The sequence below is a fragment of the Catenulispora yoronensis genome (assembly GCF_039531695.1).
Taxonomy (GTDB): Bacteria; Actinomycetota; Actinomycetes; order Streptomycetales; family Catenulisporaceae; genus Catenulispora; species Catenulispora yoronensis.
In genome coordinates, this window is record NZ_BAAAQN010000016.1 from 68,380 (window position 1) to 87,103 (window position 18,724).

At 70.4% G+C, this 18,724-nt stretch carries 11 protein-coding genes; 2 read left to right on the forward strand and 9 right to left on the reverse strand.

Features of this window, described 5'->3' with window-relative positions; genetic code table 11:
* Positions 1-31 precede the first annotated feature (31 nt).
* The 6 genes from ABD481_RS15820 to ABD481_RS15845 form a co-directional block, all read right to left on the reverse strand.
* Positions 32-1,477 carry an amidohydrolase family protein gene (locus tag ABD481_RS15820; RefSeq protein ID WP_344666413.1) on the reverse strand — a complete coding sequence of 482 codons (1,446 nt, stop codon included), beginning with the start codon at positions 1,475-1,477 and terminating at the stop codon, positions 32-34.
* Positions 1,474-2,559, reverse strand: coding sequence for an amidohydrolase family protein (locus ABD481_RS15825; protein WP_344666414.1), 1,086 nt, complete (start codon positions 2,557-2,559; stop codon positions 1,474-1,476). The genes ABD481_RS15820 and ABD481_RS15825 overlap by 4 nt, the downstream gene beginning before the upstream one ends.
* 90 nt (positions 2,560-2,649) lie before the next feature.
* A complete protein-coding gene (locus tag ABD481_RS15830; RefSeq protein WP_344666415.1) occupies positions 2,650-3,858 on the reverse strand; it encodes an acyl-CoA dehydrogenase family protein in 1,209 nt (402 codons plus the stop codon).
* Positions 3,859-3,966: 108 nt separating this feature from the next.
* Positions 3,967-4,515 (reverse strand): flavin reductase family protein, encoded by a 549-nt coding sequence (locus ABD481_RS15835; RefSeq protein WP_344666416.1) that lies wholly within the window; start codon positions 4,513-4,515, stop codon positions 3,967-3,969.
* 20 nt (positions 4,516-4,535) lie between these two features.
* Complete coding sequence (locus ABD481_RS15840; RefSeq protein ID WP_344666417.1) at positions 4,536-5,459, reverse strand: VOC family protein; 924 nt, start codon at positions 5,457-5,459, stop codon at positions 4,536-4,538.
* A 115-nt stretch (positions 5,460-5,574) separates the two neighbouring features.
* Positions 5,575-6,438 carry a fumarylacetoacetate hydrolase family protein gene (locus ABD481_RS15845; RefSeq protein ID WP_344666418.1) on the reverse strand — a complete coding sequence of 288 codons (864 nt, stop codon included), beginning with the start codon at positions 6,436-6,438 and terminating at the stop codon, positions 5,575-5,577.
* Positions 6,439-6,669: 231 nt separating this feature from the next.
* Here ABD481_RS15845 and ABD481_RS15850 point away from each other — a divergent pair, with 231 nt between their 5' ends.
* Positions 6,670-8,631: a DUF7507 domain-containing protein gene (locus tag ABD481_RS15850; protein WP_344666419.1), complete on the forward strand. Its 1,962-nt coding sequence runs from the start codon at positions 6,670-6,672 to the stop codon at positions 8,629-8,631.
* 47 nt (positions 8,632-8,678) lie between these two features.
* Positions 8,679-9,863, forward strand: coding sequence for a hypothetical protein (locus ABD481_RS15855; RefSeq protein ID WP_344666420.1), 1,185 nt, complete (start codon positions 8,679-8,681; stop codon positions 9,861-9,863).
* A gap of 80 nt (positions 9,864-9,943) precedes the next feature.
* On the opposite strand, the gene ABD481_RS15860 is transcribed toward ABD481_RS15855, so the two are convergent.
* The 3 genes from ABD481_RS15860 to ABD481_RS15870 all read right to left on the reverse strand — a co-directional run bounded on the left by ABD481_RS15860 (position 9,944) and on the right by ABD481_RS15870 (position 18,718).
* A complete protein-coding gene (locus ABD481_RS15860; RefSeq protein WP_344666421.1) occupies positions 9,944-16,405 on the reverse strand; it encodes a VWD domain-containing protein in 6,462 nt (2,153 codons plus the stop codon).
* A 108-nt stretch (positions 16,406-16,513) separates the two neighbouring features.
* The gene (locus tag ABD481_RS15865) at positions 16,514-17,602 is read right to left on the reverse strand and encodes a hypothetical protein (protein ID WP_344666422.1); all 1,089 of its coding nucleotides are present in this window, start codon (positions 17,600-17,602) and stop codon (positions 16,514-16,516) included.
* A gap of 141 nt (positions 17,603-17,743) precedes the next feature.
* Positions 17,744-18,718 carry an alpha/beta hydrolase gene (locus ABD481_RS15870; RefSeq protein WP_344666423.1) on the reverse strand — a complete coding sequence of 325 codons (975 nt, stop codon included), beginning with the start codon at positions 18,716-18,718 and terminating at the stop codon, positions 17,744-17,746.
* Positions 18,719-18,724: the final 6 nt, after the last annotated feature.

The following is an 18,724-nucleotide window of genomic DNA, read 5'->3' on the forward strand; positions in this document are numbered from 1 at the left end:
TCGATTAAGAGAAGATAATTGACTTTCAAGGTCAGGTCACCGACCGCGCGGCGGCCACCCTGCCCTTGATCGCCTCAAGATCGTCCCGGCTGTGGAAGCGGCCCGCCCGCAGCACGCCGCGGATGTCGTGCAGATGGTCGGTGCGCTCCAGCGGATTCGCCCCCAACAGGACGAGGTCGGCCGCCTTGCCCGGCTCGACGGCGCCCCGGGTGTCGCCCGCGTCCAGGAACGCGGCCGCGTCCGAGGTGACCGTCTGCAACACGCGCAGCGGCGACAACCCCGCCTTGGCCAGCTGGTCGAACTCCTGGTGCAGGGCGAAGCCGGGCACCTCCCAGCCGGCGCCGCACGAATCGCTGCCGGCCAGGATCTTCACCCCGGCCCGGTCGAACAGGCCGGTGATGCGCATTCGCAGCGCGTACGCGTCCCGGAACGTGGCCTTCACCGGGGCGGCGAGAGCGGCGAACTTGCCGCTCGCCTCCCGCCACTGGCGCAGCGTCGGCTCCGCGACGTAGCGCAGGTTCGGGTCGTCGCGATACTCGGGGTCGTCGCTCAGCTCGCTGGTGCGCTCCCTGATGAGGGTCGGCACCTGCCAGGTCCCGTCGGCGACGAACCTGGCCGCCAGGGCGAGGGCCTTGTCCTCGTCGAAAGTGTCGATCGCGCGGCGCAGGACCTCCACATCGACGTCGCCGGCCATCAGCGACGGGTTGACCACCAGCTTGCGGATCACGCGCGCCGCGATCTTCTCGGCGAACGGGACCTTGAACGGCGGCGCCTTGAGCCGGGACGGGGCGCTCGCCAGTCGCTCGACGATCTCCACCTCCGCCGTCGAGCATCCGGCGAGGATCCCGACGCCGGGGCCGAGGTGCTCGATGGACTTCATGCCGCCGCGAGAGGCCGCGACGACGTCGATGCCCGTCGGGAGGTGCCCCACGATGGGGATCCCCAGCCGTGAAGCCTCGGCCTGCGCGGCGAAGAACACCGGCGGCGTCACGAACCCGACCTTGATGAAGTCCGCTCCGTTCGCCTTCTGCCGCCGGACGGTCGCGACCGCGGTCTCGGCGGTACCGGCGTTCAGCGGGTTCAGGATCTCGCCGGGCATCAGGAGCAGTTCCGGAGCGTTCGGCGGGATCGGCAGCGTGCCCGCGCGGCGCTGTTCGAGCAGCTTCGCCGAGCCCGCCATCTGCCGGAAGCCGGTGATTCCGTTGGCCAGCATCAGTTCCAGAGAGCCGGCGGGGTCCTTCGGGCCGAGCGGGTGCGCGTGCATGTCGAGGTAGCCGGGGACGACGTACTGTCCGGCCGCGTCGACCACTGTGCCGCCGTTCGTCGTGCCGTCTGCCGTGCCGCCTGCCGTGCCGCCCCCAGTCGGCACGACGGACACGATCCGCTCACCCGCGACGGTGACGTCCATGGCCGGCGCGAGCGAGCCGTCGCGGGGATCCACGACCGTCACATCGCGCAGCGTGATGGAACCGCTCATCGAACCGCCCCTTCCTCGGAAGCCTGTGCCGCGAGCCGGGGAAAGAGCTTCACGGCGTTGCGCGTGGTCAGCCCGTGCCAGGTCCCGCCGTCGGGCTGTTCGGCGTCGCGGAGGGAAGCGATCTGCGGTCCGACCACCGGAGCGGGCGTCCAGCAGAAGTCGCTGCCGTAGAGCACGTGCTCGCTGCCGAACGCCGCGACCAACGCCGGTGTCTGATGCGGGAACGGCGTGCCCGCGAGGTCGTACCAGAGCCGGCGGAGCTGCTCGGTGGCGGTCGCCCCGCCGGACGCCAGACCGAACGCGGACCGGAACAGCTCGATCCGGTCGGCCAACAGCGGCAGGGCTCCGCCGCCGTGGGTGAAGACCCACTGGATGTCCGGATACCTGTCCAAGAACCCTGAGAACAGCAGATCGGCGGCGGCCCGGGCGGAGTCGAACAGGAACTCCATCATCGGCCGCGGCAGGCCCAGGCTCACCGCCTCGTGGCCGGGCGGTGAGGTGGGGTGGACGAACACCACTGCTGCGCGCTCGTTCAGCTCCTGCCACAGCGGGGCGAACTCCGGGTCGCCCGGGTAGCGGCCCTCGGCGTTGGTCTCGATCGTCACGCCGTCACTGCCCAGCTCGTCCAGGGCGTGGCAGGCCTCGGCGATCGCGCCGTCGACGTCCGGCAGCGGCAGCGAGGCGAGGTGCCCGAAACGGTCCGGACGAGCCCGGGCGGTTCCGGCGCCGAACTCGTTGACCTCGCGGGCCAGGGCCCGGGCGGCCTTGTCGTCGCCGAAGTGGATGCCGGGGGAGGAGACGGAGAGCATCGCCGTGGCCACGCCCCACTGGTCCATCAGCCCCAGGTGGGTGTCGGGGTCCCAGGACGGCCAGCCGGGCATGCCGTCGGGCCGCAGGCGGCCGGCGGCCTTGGCGGCGTCGGCGTACCGGTCGGTGACGAAGTGCGCGTGGACGTCGATGAGCCCGTTGGCAGGCCCGTCGACGGGCTCCGGTTCGAGGCCGGATGACGCGGGGCCGGGCGATGCGGGGCCGAGCGTTGCGGGGCCTGGCGACGCGGGGCCGGGCGTTGCGGGGTCGGACATGATGGGTTCCTGTTCATGGTTCGGCGCGTTCCGCTGACGCCCGGCGGTGTACCTGTCGATTCGGCTCGACAGGGTTCTGAGCTGCTCGGACTATATCAATGGTGTGATCTGGTCCTCGCGGTTCAGCAGGGCTTTGCCGTACACCTCGTAGTTCACCGCGGGCAGGACCACCGCGTGCCGGGCGGCGACGGCGGAGTCGCGCCAGAGCCGCTGCAACGGGCTGACCTCGGCGAAGCCCGCGGCGCCGTGCGCGAACATCAGCAGGTCGATCGCCTGGGTGACGTGCTCGACCACCCAGGCGGTGTCGGCGCGCACCCTGGTCCGGGCCAGGACGTCGGGGTACGCGCCGTCGCGCGCGGCCTGGTCGATGTCGTCGGCGGCGCGGTAGGCGTGCAGGTGCGCGGTGTCGATCAGCATCGCGGCCCTGGCTATCTGCAACTGGAACGCGACCGAGTCGGACTGCGCCGTGTAGAAGGTGTACGAGATCGCCTTCGAGTCGGCCTTGGCGCGGACGAGCTCCAGCGCCTTGCTGGCCATCCCGAGCTGCGGACCGGCCAGGACGAGGGCCAGCACGGGCACGAACGCCGACCGGTACAGCGCCTCCTCGGTCTGCTCGGTCCCGTAGCCGCCGGTCAGCGCGGGCGGTACGGACATGACCCGGTGCTCGGGCACGAAGACGTCGTTCGCGACCAGGCAGTTCGAGCCCGAGGACCGCATGCCGGCCACGAACCAGGTCTCCTCCAGGTCCATGTCCGCCCGGGAGATCAGGGCGAGGCCCTGATCGACCGCCGCGCCGGACTCGTCGGTGATCGGGATGCCCAGCACGGCCCAGTCGGCGTGCCAGGACCCGGAGTTGTAGTACCAGCGCCCGGTGACGCGCCAGCCGCCCTCGACCTTGACCGTCTCGGCGGTCGGCGCGAGCACGCCGGACACCCGGGCGCCGGGGTCGGCCTTCCACACGTCGTCCTGGGCCTGCTCGGGGAACAGGCCCGTGAGCCAGGCGCAGACGTTGGACAGCGCCACGACCCAGGCCGTGCCGCCGTCGGCCTCGGCGACCGCCGCCGAGACCTCGAGCATGGTGCGGATCGAGGTCTCGTAGCCGCCGTACCGCCGGGGCTGGGCGGTCTTGAAGGCGCCGGCCTCGGTGAGCGCGGTGATGCTCTCCTCGACGACACGGCGATCCTGTTCACCCTGCGCGCCGTTGGCCGCGATGAGCGGTTGCAGGGCGCGTACCCGGTCGACCAGCTCAGCGGCGGACGGGACGGCATCCTGGGCCGGGGACGTAGCGGTGGTGGTCATGGTGGGCTCTTTCCGGAGGTGATGGAACAGGGGGACAGAGGGAACGGGGGCGGGACAGGGGCGGGCCAGGGACAGGCCAGGGACAGGCCAGGGATGGAACAAGGCGGGTCAGTGCGCGCAGGCGGCGATCTGGTCGACGATCCGCGCCCGCGGCCGCTGGTCGAAGCGGGAGTGGGTGCCGAACGTGCGGTGTGCGTAGACCAGCGGGGGCAGTTCAGCCCGCCCGCCCGCGGTGACCAGCCCGATCAGCAGCCGGTGGTCGCCGCCGGGAACGGCGTCCCGCAGGGTGCAGACCGCCCAGCCCGCCGCCCCGGCCAGGCGCGGCAGCCCGTGGTCGAGGTGCCAGTCGGCGGCGGCGAACCGGTCGACGCCCGGCCGGGCGAACAGCATCGCCAGGTCCTGCTGGCCGTGGCCGAGCAGGTTCACGCCGAACCTCCCGGCGCCGACCAGCCGGGGCAGCAGGCTGGAGCGCTCGTCCAGCGCGATGGTGATCAGCGGCGGCTCCAGCGACAGCGACGCGAAGGAGCTGACGGTCGCCCCGAAGGGCCGGCCGCCGTCGACGGTGGTGATCACCGTGACCGGCGCGCACACGCCGGCCAGCAGATCGCGGAAGACCTGCGGCGGGACGCCGGTCCCGGAGGCGAATTCGCGCGTCAAGAGCTGTGACTCCCGGTCAGTCATGAGCTGTGGCTCCCGGTCATGAGTCCGGCCAGGTCCTCGGGGGCGAGGAAGGACGGAGGCGGCGGCGGTCCCCAGTTGTAAAGGCCCTTCATGCCCGCCACCACGGCGGGCTCCCACAACGCGTCCTCGACGATGCAGTCCAGGTCGGAGTAGTACTCGGAGAAGTTCCCGGCGGGATCGCGCAGGTACCAGAAGAAGTTGGAGCCGATGTGGTGCCGGCCCAGGCCCCAGACGTGGCGCTCGGGGTGGCCTTCGAGCATGGTCGTCGCGCCGCGTCCGACCTCGTCGACGTCGTCCACCTCCCAGGCGGTGTGGTGGAGGAAGGCGACCGGGGCCTGCTGGACCAGGACGTTGTGATGGTCGGTCGAACAGCGCAGGAACGCGGCCAGGCCGGGCACGGTGTCGCTGGTCCTGAGCCCCAGGCCCTCGACGAAGAACCGCTGGGAGCCGGCCTGGTCGGTGGAGCCCAGCACGACGTGCCCGAGCTTGCGGGGCCGGACCCCGGCGGTGCGGACGACCCCCGGCGCGCGGGTGTCGGGCCGCGTGGTGCTGCCGGGCGCGTTGTAGGGCGGCGTCGGGGTCGCGGCCTGATCGGTCCGGGCGGACACCTCGACGACGACCATGGTCTCGGTGCCGGGATCGTAGGCGCGGATCGCGTCCCCGGAATCGGTCGCCGGGATCTCCAAGCGCCTCAGCGACGCCGCGATGCGATCGATGTCGTCGAGGTGGTCCGCGCCGATCCGCAGCTCCAGCAGCCGCCGGCGGTCGCCCGGGACGAGGCGGAGCTGGTCGCCGCCGTCCCGCGTGGTGAGGACGGTTGTCCCGCTGCCTGCCCCTAGGCCGAACTCGGTGTAGTACGCACTGGTCGCAGCCACATCAGGTACTGCGACGGTGATCTGGTTCAGTCGATGCAAAACCATGTCCGTCGGTCCTTTCGGGACGGTCGCGGATCGAGTCGGTCGCGGATCGAGTCGGTGCGGAATCGTCGGTCGCGGATCGAGTCGGTCGCGACCCGACCGGTTCGGTCGCGGAGCGTCAGGCGCCGTCGGCCGCGCCCTGGCCGCCGACGAGTTCGTTGCGCAGTTCGCCGAGCCCGGCGACATGGCTGACGAGGGTCGTGCCCGGCACGAGGAACCGCTGCGGATCCCGCGCCATCCCGACGCCCGAGGGGGTGCCGGTGAAGATGATGTCGCCGGGCAGCAGCGGGCAGACCGCCGACAGCCGGGCGACGAGCTCGGGGACACTGAAGATCAGGTCGCCGGTGCGGCCCCGCTGGAGCACCTCGCCGTCGACGGCGCAGCCCAGCTCCAGGTCGTCGGGATCGGCCACGTCGTCCGCCGTGACCAGGGCCGGGCCCAGCGGCGCGAACCCCGGGAAGGACTTGCCGAGCGAGAACTGCGGGATCGGCCCGGCCAGCTGCACGGCCCGCTCGGACAGGTCCTGGCCGACCATCAGCCCCGCGACGTGGCTCCAGCCGTCGGACTCGGCGACCCCGATCGCGGTCCGGCCGATGGCCACGACCAGCTCGACCTCCCAGTCGACCGAGGCGCTGGGCAGCCGCACCGCGGAGCGCGGGCCGGTGATCGAGGTCGGGAACTTCGTGAAGACCGGCGGCGAGTCGGGCCGCGCGAAGCGGGCTTCGCTCGCGTGCTCGGCGTAGTTGAGGCCGATCGCGAAGACCTGCCGCGGCGCCGGCGTGGGCGCGCCGAGCTGCGTGTCGTCCACGGCGAAGTCGCCGCCGGGCGCGGCTCCGGCCGCCCAGTCGCGCAGCGCGTCCCAGTGCTCGAACAGGGCCTGCGGATCGGAGGGGAAGCGGCCGTCGCTGGCCTTGGCGACGTCCAGGCCGGTTCCGTCCTGGTGGAGGAGGGTGGCTCGGCCGGCGACGTTGGCGATACGCATCTGGTGCTCCGTGCTCGATCAGGTGGGGGATCTTGTTTCGCCGACATGACCGGGCGGTGTCGGGCTGATGTCCTCATCCTTCTCGCGCACTGATCGACTGTCAAGAGAAAATCGATTCTGTATCTCATTGACGGTTGTTGCAGGGATGATCGGTTCCAGTTTTGTGCCGTTGGAGGGCACTCTTCCGCGCGTCAGGGGTATTTGCCGGATTTGTTCCTCTAGGTTGGGCCGGTGACTCGACTTCTGTCCCGGCCCGCGCTGGGTTCGGCCTTCTTCGGATGTGTGTTCGCCGCGTGCGCGCTGGGACTGTCTCCGGCGTCGGCCGCTCCGCTCCTGCCGAGCTCAGGCTCGGTCCTGCTCGACGAGCCCTTCACCGGCACGTCGGTGGCGAACCCCGGCTTCAACCCGCTCCAGGACGCCTGCCTCACCGGGGCGACCGCGTCGGCGCCGCCCGGATCCTCGACGCTGGGACCGTGCACGGGGGCCAACCAGATCACGCCGCCGGTGCCCACACCGGGACAGCTGCCGGGCTACCTCCAGCTCACGGACCCGTCGATCTTCCGGGTCGGCAGCACGCTGTACAACCGGCCGCTGCCCGGCAACGGCGGCCTCCAGGTGACGTTCAAGCAGTACCAGTACGGCGGCTCCGGCGCCGACGGCATCGGGTTCTTCCTCGTCGACGGGAGCACCGACCTGACCAGCGCCGGCGCCGACGGCGGCTCGCTGGGCTACGCGCAGCGCAACGGCACGAACGGCGTGGAAGGCGGCTACATCGGCGTCGGGCTCGACGCCTTCGGCAACTTCGCCAACGACTCGGAGAACCGCGGCCTGGGCTGCACCGGCACCGAGGTGAGCCCGGTCCCGCAGCACACGGTCGTGCCCAACTCGGTGGTCCTGCGCGGCCCCGGGCAGGGCCTGAACGGGTACTGCTTCCTGGCCGGGACGGTCACGCCGGACCCCGCCAACCCGCCGAACTACAAGACCTCCCTGCCCGGCACCCTGCGGGCCGACGGCACGGACCCGGCGGCCTCCGAGCGCACCGTCCGCGTGACCGTCAGCCAGGACACGTACCCGATGGTCACCGTCGAGATCGACTTCGAGGACGGCAACGGCTTCCAGCCCGTCCTGTCCCACCAGATGACCGAACCGCGGCCCGCCACCTACAAGCTCGGCTTCGCCTCCTCCACCGGCGGCGCGACCGACACCCACCTCATCCGCGACGCGGTGGCCTCCTCCCTGGTCACGCTCGACCAGCTGAACCTGGTCAAGACGGTCGTCGACCCGGCGGCCCGGACCTCCGCCAGGTCCACCCCCAGCGACACCACCTACACCGGCGGCACCGTGTACAACGCCGGCGACACGGTCCACTACCAGTTCCTGGTCACCAACACCGGCACGACGAACCTCACCGACGTGGTGGTGACCGACCCCGCCGCCACCGACATCACCTGCCCCCGCACCACCCTCGGCTTCGCCGGCTCACCCACCGCCGGCATGGTCTGCACCGGCTCGCACACGATCACCCCGGCCGATAGCCAGAACGGCCACTTCGAGAACACCGCGACCGCCCACGGCACCGCCCCCGAAACCGGCGCCGTCACCTCGAACCCCTCCTCCTCCGCGGTCCCGGTGAACGCCTCCAGCCCCCACCTGCTCCTGAACAAGACCACGAACACCCAGACCGCCCACCCCGGCGACAAAGTCACCTACACCCTCACCGTCACCAACCACAGCGGCTTCACCCTCACCCCGGCCACCGCCACCGACGACCTCACCACGCTCCTGAACAGCGCCACCTACAACGGCGACGCGCACGCGTCCACGGGGACCATCAGCGTGACCGACAAGACGCTGCACTGGACCGGCCCCCTCGCCGACGGAGCCACCGCCACGATCAGCTACTCGGTCACGATCGGCGCGGAGGCGGCGGTCGGCAGCACCCTGACCAACGCGGTGACGTCCGCGGTTGTCGGGGCGGAGTGCGGGAGCGGCAGTGCTCTGCCGTGCAGCGCGAGTGTGCGGATCGTTCGGGCGGTGCCGCCGACGCCGCCGCAGCCTGTTAAGCCCGCTAAGCCCGCTAAGCCTGGTCCCGGCAAGTTGCCCGCGACAGGTGCGGCGGGGTTGGTTCCGGCCGGGGTGCTCGCGGTGGGGCTGCCGGTGCTTGGGGCTGTGGTTTATCGGCGCAGTCGATAGAGTCTCGGCCGTACGTTACTGGTGTAGACCAATCCAGTGGGGGGTTGGTGAAGCAGAACCGACTGCTGATAGCCGTGGCCGCGATCTTGCTCGTCGCGGCCACGGCCTGCACCTCGTGCACCTCGTCCTCTTCGTCCCCGGCAGCGGTTCCGCTCGTGGCGGGCGTCCCGTCGAGCCTGCCCGCGGCTTCGGCCGCCGAGGTGGCCGAGGCGCCGCGCTTGACTGTGGCGCACGCCTACGACCTGCCGCCGGGCTGGCATGTTGACGACTTCGGGGCCTGGCTTGGCGGCGACTACGTCGCGTTCGAGGCGGTGAAGCCCGCGACCGGGCCTGGGCCTCAGGACAAGGACGCCAGGGAACTGTGGATTCTCCGCCAGGCTGACGGGTCGTTGCGCCGGATTCCTCCGATCGATCCGGCCAGCGTCATCGCCAACGATGACATCACCGGCGGTTGGGTGACCAGGTTGGAGAAGACGCCGAAGGCGGATGGCCAGTGCCGCCGCCGTACCCAGGCGGGCTGCTACTCCTGGAACCTTTACGCCATCCGGGCGTCGGACGGAGCACGCAAGCTCCTCGCCCAGGCTCCGCATCCCATGGACCAGGTCTGGATTCCGCTTCCCGCCGCCCACGACGGGACCGTCGCCTGGCAGCAGTCCGCCGACGACGGCAAGAGCTTCGACATCATGCAGTGGAAGGTCGACACTCCCGCCCCGGTGAAGCTGACCACGCTGAACGCCCAGTCGACGGTCACCACCGACAACGGGCACGTCTACGTCGAACAATCAGCGCTGGAAGCAGATGGCTCACGCCACGACTCGGTCATCAACCTCGTCGAACCCGGCGGCGTCCTTCGACCCGTCGCCAGCTACAGCGGCCCCTGCTGCGCCGACGTCAAGAACGGCCTCATCGCCTACATGACCGGAGCCCAGGACGGCGACGGCGCGGCCTCGATCACCAATTCCGATCTCCCCACGGAAGCCCACCTCACCGGCGCCGCACCCATCTTCAAGATCTTCGGCATCTACACAGCGCAGATCGTCGACACCCACCACCTCCTCGTCACGAGCATCAGAGGCGACTTCGTCATCGACACCCGACACCCCGAGACCCCGGCGACCATCACCGCGAAGACCCACGCCGGCAACAACATCAACGCCAGCGACGGCCTGATCGCGGATCCGGTGTCCCGCAAAGGCGGCGTCGACACGCTGTACATACTCTCGACAAAGTGATTGGGCCGGCTCCGCCCGAAGGCGAACCCGGCCCAATCAGCCTGCTTCAATCACGAGTCAGTCAACCAACGGTCAGTCGATCAAGAAGCAGTCACCTTCACCCCCAGCGACCCGTACACCAACCCCAACGGCACGATCTGCACCGTGTAAGACCCGGCCGCCAGCGCCGTCATCGTGTACAGCGTGCCGCTGCTGCCACAGCTGAGGCTGCCGCTCTTGATCTGAGCACCGGTGTGATCGAACAGGTAGTAGAACACTGACGAAGTACCACAAGTCCCGCCGGTGATCGTCGTCGCACCCGCCAGCGTCACGTTCTTCGCCGTCGGGTTGCTGAAGGCGATCGACACAGCCTGCGCCGCGACAGTCGTCTTCACCGACGTCAGCGGGCCGTTTTCGGTAGCCGTCGCCGACGACGTACCCGTGCCGAACACCTGGGCGCCGTACTTACCCGTCTGCGGGCCCGGCGGGACGATCAGCACCTTGTAAGAGCCCGCAGCCAGGGTGGCCGTGAACAACTGGCCGCTGGTACTGCACGTGAGGCTGGTGTTCTTCACCTTGGTGCCCGTGCTGTCGTAGAGGTAGTAGTGCACTGATGAGTAGTTGCAGTTGCCAGTGATCGCCGCCGAGCCGGTGATCGTGACCGCCTGGCTGGTCGGGACGGTGAACCCGAACGCCACCGATCGCGAGGCGACCGTCGTGGTCGCGGAGACCGGGGCACCGGTCAGCGCCGCCGTCGCCGACGCCGCCGTGGCCCCGAACACCTGCGCCTCGTAAGTACCGGTGACCGGCCCCGGCGGCACGATCAGCAGCGTGTAAGTGCCCGCCGCGAGCGTCGGGGCGAACAGCGCGTCCGCGCTTCCGCAGCTGAGGCTCGTGTTGTTCAGCTGCGTGCCGGTGTGGTCGTAGAGGTAGTAGTGCACTGATGAGTAGTTGCAGTCGCCGGTGGTCGCCGACGAGCCGCTGATCGTGACGGTCTGAGCGGTCGGTACGGTGAACCCGATCCCCACCGACCGGGAGGCGATCGTGGTCGTCACCGAGGCCGGCGTGCCGTCCAGGGCGGCGGTCACCGGCGGCGTCGCCCCGAAGACCTGGACCCCGTAGGTACCGAGCACCGGGCCCGGCGGAACGGCGACCACCGTGTAGGAGCCCGCCGCCAGCGTCACGCCGTACAGGGCGCCCGCCGTTCCGCAGGTGATGTTCTGGTTCTTCAACTGCGTGCCCGTGCTGTCGTAGAGGTAGAACTTCACCGACGAGAAGTCGCAGTCGCCGCTGGTGATCGTCGCGTATCCGGCGATCGTCACCGCCTGGCTGCTCGGCACCGTGAAGCGCACCGCCGCCGCCTGCGAGGCGACCGTGGTGGTCACCGCCTTCGGCGTCCCGTCCAGCGTGGCGACCGCCGGAATGCTCCCGCCGAAGACCTGGACGCCGTAGGTGCCCGTCACCGGCCCCGGCGGGACCGCCACCACCGTGTAGGCCCCGGCTGTCAGGGCCTTGCCGAACAACAGGCCGGACGAGCCGCAGCTCAGGCTTCCATTGCTGACCTGGGTACCGGAGTGGTCGTAGAGGTAGAACTTCACCGACGTGTAGTCGCAGTCGCCGATGGTCACGGCCGAGCCGGTCACCGTCACCGCCTGGTCCGCCGGAAGCGTGAACCCGACCGCGACCGACTTGGCGGCGGTGGTCGTCGTCACCGAGGCGGGTGTGCCGTCCAGGGCCGCGGTCGCCATCGACGCACCGGCGCCGAAGACCTGGATGCCGTAGGTGCCCGTCACCGGCCCGGGCGGGGCGATCAACATCTGGTAGGACCCCGCCGCCAGCGTCGGCGAGTACAGCACGCCGGCGGAGCCGCAGCTCACGCTGCCGCTCTTTACCTGGGCGCCGGAGTGGTCGTAGAGGTAGAACTTCACCGACGTGTAGTCGCAGTCCCCGCTGCTGATGGTCGCCGAGCCGGTGATCGTCACCGCCTGACTGGCCGGGACGGTGAAGCTGACCACCGCCGACTGCGAGGCGGCAGTCGTCGTCACCGACGCCGGCGCGCCGTCCAGCGTCGCCGTCACCGCCGTGGAGGACGCGCCGAAGACCTGCACGCCCAGCTTCCCGGTCACCGGCGCCGGCGGGACGATGAGCACGGTGTACGACCCGGCGGGCAGAACCGGCGAGTAGAGCATGCCGGCGCTGCCGCATTGCAGGGTGCCGTGGGTCACCTCGGCCCCGGCGTGGTCGTACAGGTGGAAGACCAGCGACGAGTAGTCGCAGTCGCCGTTGGTCAGCGTGGAGGAGCCGGTCACCGCGACGGTCTGGCTCGCCGGGTTGACGAACCCGATCGCCACCGACTGCGCCGCGATGGTCGTGGTGACCACGTCCGGCGTGCCGTCCAGCGTCGCCGCCGGGGTCCCGGCGCCGCCGGCGGTGGCGAACAGGCTGTACGTTCCGACCATGCCGCCGGAGTCCACCGCCAGCAGGTAGCTGCCCGCGGCCAGGACACCCAGGCTGGCGACGCCGCACTGCCCGTGGGCGATCGCGGTGCCGGTGCCGTCCAGCAGCCGCCAAGTCAGCGCGGTGCTGTAGTCGACGGTCGGGCACGAGGCGATGTTCAGCAGCACCGGCGATCCGTCGGACGGCGCGGTGAGCGTGTACATGTCCTGCGACGCCACCGTCTCGAACCGGCCCGCCCCGGCCGCCGCCGCGCCGTTGACCACGTTCGGCGACACGGCCAGCGGGAGGGTCGTCGCGAACGACTGCGGCGCCTCAAGATTCAGCGCGTAGCCGCCCGCCACACCGCCGGCGCTGACCACCAGTCGGTAGCCGCCCGCCGCCAGCGGACCGAGGTTCGAGTACGAGCAGCCGCCGTTCGCGGCGGTCGCCCCGGTCGCCGTGCTGACCAGCTTCCAGCGCAGCGGCGTGGAGTAGCCCGCCGTCGGGCACGTGGTCACGTCGAGATTGAGGAACTGGCCGTCGGACGGCACCGTGAACGTGTACGCGTCCTGCGAAGCACCCGTCTCGAAGTAGCTCGCGCCCGGCGTCGAGGCCCCGTTGAGCGTGTTCGCGGTCGTCGTCAGCGGCAGCGTCACCGCGAACACCTGCGGCGACAACAGATCGAGCGTGTACGGGCCCGGTGTGCCGTTGGCCGCGACGAGCAGCGTGTAGGAGCCGGCCGGCAGCGTCCCGAAGTCCGAGTACGAGCAGCCGCCGTAGCCGGCGTGGACCACGGTCTGGGTCGCGGCGTCGAGCAGCTTCCAGGTACCGGGGGAGTAGTTGTCCGACGCCGGGCACGACCGCAGGCTCAGCGCGAGCTGCGCGCCGCCGGCCGGGACGGTGAAGGAGTACGTGTCCTGCGAAGCGCCGTCCTCGAACACCCCCGCCCCGGTGGTGGCGGTCCCGTTCACGGTGTTCGCGGTCACCGACAGCGGCACGGTCGCCGCGAAGGACTGCGGAGCCTCCACGTTGACCGTGTACGACCCGACGACTCCCGGACCGCCGACGGTCAGCGTGTACTGTCCCGCCGCCACCAGGCCGAGATCCCGGGCGTAACAGCCCCCTGAGGCGGTCGTGCGGCCGGCCGCCGTCGCCAAGGTCCAGGAGATGTCGGCCTGGCTCGCGGTCGGGCAGGAGCCCATGCTGAGGTTCAGATGCAGGCCGCCGCTCGGGACGGTGAACGAGTACACGTCCGCCGATCCGGTGTTCTCCAGCGTTCCGGCGCCCGCCGCGGCGGTGCCGTCGACGGTGCCGGCCGTGACCGCCAGGGGGAGTGCGGCGGCGAACGTCTGCGCCGGTACGAGCGTGACGCCCACCGCGATGTTGTCGACGGCGAGGCTGGTGCCGATGAGGCCCCGGAACCCCGACGGCGTCAGCTGCACCTTCAACTCGTCGCTGTACTGCGGGGTCGTCATGGTGATCCGGTACCGCTGGTAGGGCGCGCCCTGCGTGGTCTGGCCCTGGCCCAGCGCGGTGAGCGTCGCAGGCCCCGACGACACGCTCGCCGTGGTCGGCGTGAACGAGAGCACCGCGGAGGTCGCCGGGTCGCCGACCTTCACGGTCAGCGTCTGGTTCTGGGCGTTGGCACTGGTGAGGCCGATCGCGTAGACGTCGAACGCGACCGTGGCGCCGGAGTGGTCGGGCAGCGACGGGACGGTGAAGCTGTACCCGCTGCCGTCGAACACCGGCCCGGCCGTGGTCGTGCCGCCGATCGACTCGGTGCTGTCGGGGCGGAAGTTGCTGCCGATCGCGCTTTCGAAGTTCTCTGTCACCGTGCCGGCGGCGTCGACGGTGTGCGCGGCGGAGTCCTGAAGGACGTCGGTGACCGCGGCCGCCGCCTTGGCGTAGTTCGCGTCGCCGGTCTGGGCGACGTCGAGCATGCAGGCGTCGAACTGCGGACCGGCGGGCACCGCTTGGGCGTTGCAGGCCTGGCGGGCGAGGTCCTGGTCGGACTGGGCGAAGTCGGCCAGCGTCACCACGTTCGAGGGGAACGTGAGGTCGGTGTACGCCGCGGTGTCCATGCCGTCGTCGTAGGTGAAGTCGGACTGGTTGTCGGTGAGCCGCCAGGAGTTCGCGTACGTGCCGTCGATCACCGCGGCGGTCGGCGAGGTGATCGGCGTGCCGTCGGACGTCACCAGGTCGTTGCCCGGGATGCCGTCGTTGTTGCCGAGCAGGCCGGTGGTCGGCACGCCGGGGGCGATGTCGAAGCCGAGGCTGCTGTCACCGAACGCCAGGCGGGCGTTTCCCGCGCCGAAGGTCGCCACGAACTTGTTGCCGTTGCGGACCAGTACGGCCCCCTGGCCGAAATCGGTCAGCTTCTGCGAGGACGGGATCGGCACCCCGTTGACGACCGCGTCGCCGTCCTGGTTCAGCTCGACATAGGACCCGTTGATCGAGAACGCCACCGAGTCCACCACGGTGAAGGTTCTGGAGCTGCCCTGAGGCAGGAATCTGGCTTGGACGTCGAGGTTGAGGCTGGGGACGTGGACCACCTCGAACTCGCCCTGGTCCTGGAGGTCGTAGGCCAGTCCGTCCAGGGTCGTCATGTGCGGGTCGCCGAACAGGTGCCAGTGCATCATCGCCCAGATCGCCAGCAGTATCGCCGCGGCGATGACCGGGGCCAGGAACAAGGCGCTAAGGGTGACGAACCCGGCGTCCATCGCGACTTCCGCCGCCGCCAGCTCGGCGGCGTCCAGACCCAGCGCCGCCGCGTCGCCAGCGGCGATGTCGGCGCCCGCCGCGGCGACCTCCTGGGGCAGGCTTTCGATCAGCGCCGCCCACTCCGCGTCGATGGCGTCCGGGGCGGCGTCCTCAGTGGCCTCCTCGAGCGCCGTCAGGGCGTCGCGGTTCAACGACACCATGACGGGCTTGGGCAGCGGGTGGAACGCCGGGGCGAGGATCGGGCCGGTCAGGTACCACAGCTCGGGGTGGTCCCGGACGAAGTCCCAGATGTCGTCGACGCCGTTGTGGTCGGCGTCGACGCCGATGGTTCCCTGGTAGCCGCCGTTCTTCTCGTCCTGGTCGCTTCCCCGTTGCCGCGGAGGGCATTCGACCTTGGTCCGGGAGATCCGGATCACGCCGTCGTTCGCCGGGTCGCTGTAGGTGTGGAACTGGTAGTAGGAGTGCTTCGTCGGATCGTCCTTGCAGGCCGGTTCGAGCTGGACCTTGAAGTCGTCGCTGATCGGCGGCGAGAAGTGGTAGGCCGCGGCCGGGTGGCCGCCGGCCGGCCAGTCCGCCACGTACTTGGTGACCTCGGCCACCGGGTCGTCCGTGCTCCAGTTGCCCTTCATCTCCACCAGCCCGACCGGGCCCGCGGCCTTGGTGCGGTCGTACAGGAGCAGGTCCGGGCGGTTGCTCTTGGTGGGCGAGGCGGGGTTGGGGAGGATCGTCTCCCACTGCAAGTTGGCCGTGACGCCCGTCGCCGCGCTGTCGCCGTATACCCCGGCCGCGTTCAGCTGGGCGATCACGCGGTTCTGGGCGATGTTCTCGGCCTGGAGGCGCAATGGCTTGCAGTCCACGATGTTGTAGGTCGCGTTCGGGACCAGGGCGCGCGGGTCGCTGACGCAGCGTACTGACGTGTAGCTCGCGGTGGCCGGGTTGTACACGTAGCCCAGCGTGCGCCGCGTGGATATCGAGAGCCCGGCAATGCAGCGCGGGCCGCCCGGATCGGGGATCGAGGTGTCGGTGCTGTTGGGCGAGCAGGGCGGCAGGACGAAGTTCGGGGTCACCGCCGGGGCCGGGGCGGACGGCTTGGCGCCGCTCGGCGCCGAGGTCTTCGCGGGCGTCGTCGGTGAGGCGTCAGCGGTCGGCTGCTTCGGGGCGGCCGTGGATATCGGCGAAGTCGGGACCGTGGTTGCCGGATTCGTTTCCGCCGGGCTGGTGTTCGCCGGGCCGGTGTTCGCAGGGCTCGGATTCGTCGCGGACGGAGCGGCGCTCGACGAGTGCGGCGCGGTGGGTTTAGGCGGTGGGTCCGCGTTGGCGGCGACCGTTCCCATCGGCCCGGAGGTCGCGAAGAGGGCCCCCGCGACGATGATGGCGATTGAGCTCGCGAAACGACGAATCGGCACGGAACAGTCCCCCGAATCAGGCACGCAATGCTACGACTTTCATAAAGTCTGTCAGCAGCATAATCTGGGGTCAATGTCCTGCGATCGCTGTCGCGCCGGACGCGGCGGCTACCGAAGATCGTCGACGGATGCCAGAGCTCTGCCGAAATCCGCTCGGGCTTTGTCCAGGGTCGAGTTCGCAGGTCCCTCGGGCCGGAGCCACTCGGTCAGATCCGGGGCCTCGACGACGAACCGCCCTGGTGTGACTTCGATCACAGTCCACTGCGACAGGTCCGAGACAAGACCCATATGCTCCTGGGTGAGGAGTTGGATACCGTGCGCGTCGGGGACGAGCCGGCTCCACAACTCCGCGTGCCCGCGCAGGGCGGCCGCGGTGACCTCCGGCCGCAGCGGCGGCAGCGCCCGGCTGCGCGCGTCCCAGGCGTAGGCCTGGTGCGGCGTCGGCGCCACGAAGGCGAAGTGTGCCTGCGCGGCCTCGGCGATGATCGCCGCGCGGGCCCGCTCGACCTGGACCGTTTGCGGGGCGGACGGGTCATGGACCTGATACACCGCCTGGCCGTTGGGGCCGATCTGGACGAACGCCGCCCGGGACGCCCCCTCGTCGGCGTAGCGCAGCGCGCCCGAGGAGCTCGCCCGCAGTACGGACGACAGGTGCGCCGCGACATCCTTGCTCGTGTCCAGCTGGTTCATCCCGGCACTGGACAGGTAGGCCTCGCCCCCGGCCTCGGACGCCCACTCCACTGCCCGCTCGCACCAGTCGTCCGCTGTTCCACCGGCCCCGGCCCCGACCCCGAGCGCTGGCGCGGCCAGCGCGACGTACGCCGTCACCATCGGCTCCGCGAGCTGCGAGATCCACTCCGGCAACCGGACCAGCGGCGTGGCGCCGATCTCGCCGGACAAGCCGCCGGCCCGCAGCTCGCCGACGAACGCTTCCAGCCACACAGCCACCGCGTCCAAGTCGGACAAGTCCATCAACTTCACGGAGACGCCCGCGATACTCGCCGTCGGCGCCGCGCCCCAGATCCGCTCCGCGGCCACGTCGTTCGCCACGGCGACGCCCCGGCCCGCCACGTCGAGCACCGTCGACTCGTCAGTGCCCTGGGACACGAACTCGACGCGGACGTCGTCGAACCCGTTGTCCTCCAACTGCCGCAGAATGCCGGCAACGTCGACGCGGACACCTTCGTGGTTCGCCATGCCGCCCAAAGTACCGGCGCGGCCCGGTCTACGGTGCGGCGAGCCGCCCGGGCAGACGAAAGCGGGCCCGCCCGCCCCTGTCCGGGACGAGCGGACCCGAGTCGGACCCGAGTCGGACCCGAATCGGGTCCGGGATCGACCTCAGCTGTCGTGCAGCGCGTCCTTCAGGGCCGCGATCGCCAGTGTGCGGGCGATATTGGCGGCACGGGTGTCGCGCAAGCTGTCCAGCAGGAGGAAGTCGTGGACCATGCCCGCCACTCGGACCGCGGTCACGTCGACACCGGCCTCGCGCAGCTTGTTGGCGTACTGTTCGCCCTCGTCCCGCAGCACGTCGGCCTCGTCGGTGATGACCAGCGTCGGCGGCAGTCCCTTCAGCTGCTCCAGCGATGCCTGCAACGGCGAGGCATACGGCTCGGCCCGCTTGGCCGGGTCGGTGGTGTACGCGTCCCAGAACCACTTCATCCCGTCCCGGGTGAGGTAGTAGTGATCGGCGAACTGGAGGTAGGACGGGGTGTCGAAGTCGGCGTTCGTCACCGGGTAGAGCAGCACCTGAGCCTTCAGGTCGATGCCGCCGCGATCCTTGTTCATCAGTGCGAACACCGCCGACATGCATCCGCCGACGGACTCGCCGGTCACGGCGATGCGCGAGGTGTCCATGCCGTGCTCGGCGCCGTTCTCCAGCACCCACTGGCCCACGGCGTAGTTCTGCTCGACCTGCGTCGGATAGCCGTGCTCGGGCGCGCGGTCGTAGACGGGGAACACGCCCACGGCGTCGGCACCCACGGTGAGTTCACGGAAGATGCGGTCGTGGGTCCTGTCGTCACCGAAGACCCAGCCGGCACCGTGGATGTAGATGACGACGGGAAGCGGCCCGGTACTGCCCTTGGGGCGGATGATGCGGGTGTTCACCTTGCCCCACTGGCCGGCGTCCACCACGACCCAGTCCTCGTCCACATCGGGACGAGGCACGCTGGGATCGCTCTGCAGCTCGGCCAGGATCTCGCGACCCTTTTCCGGCGGGACCTCGTAGATCCGGGGATGCGGATCCGTCGCCTCGCACAGCGCCTTCGCAGCCGGTTCGAGATAGGGGGTGATGGGCGGAGGAAGCTTTGTCATGTGCTC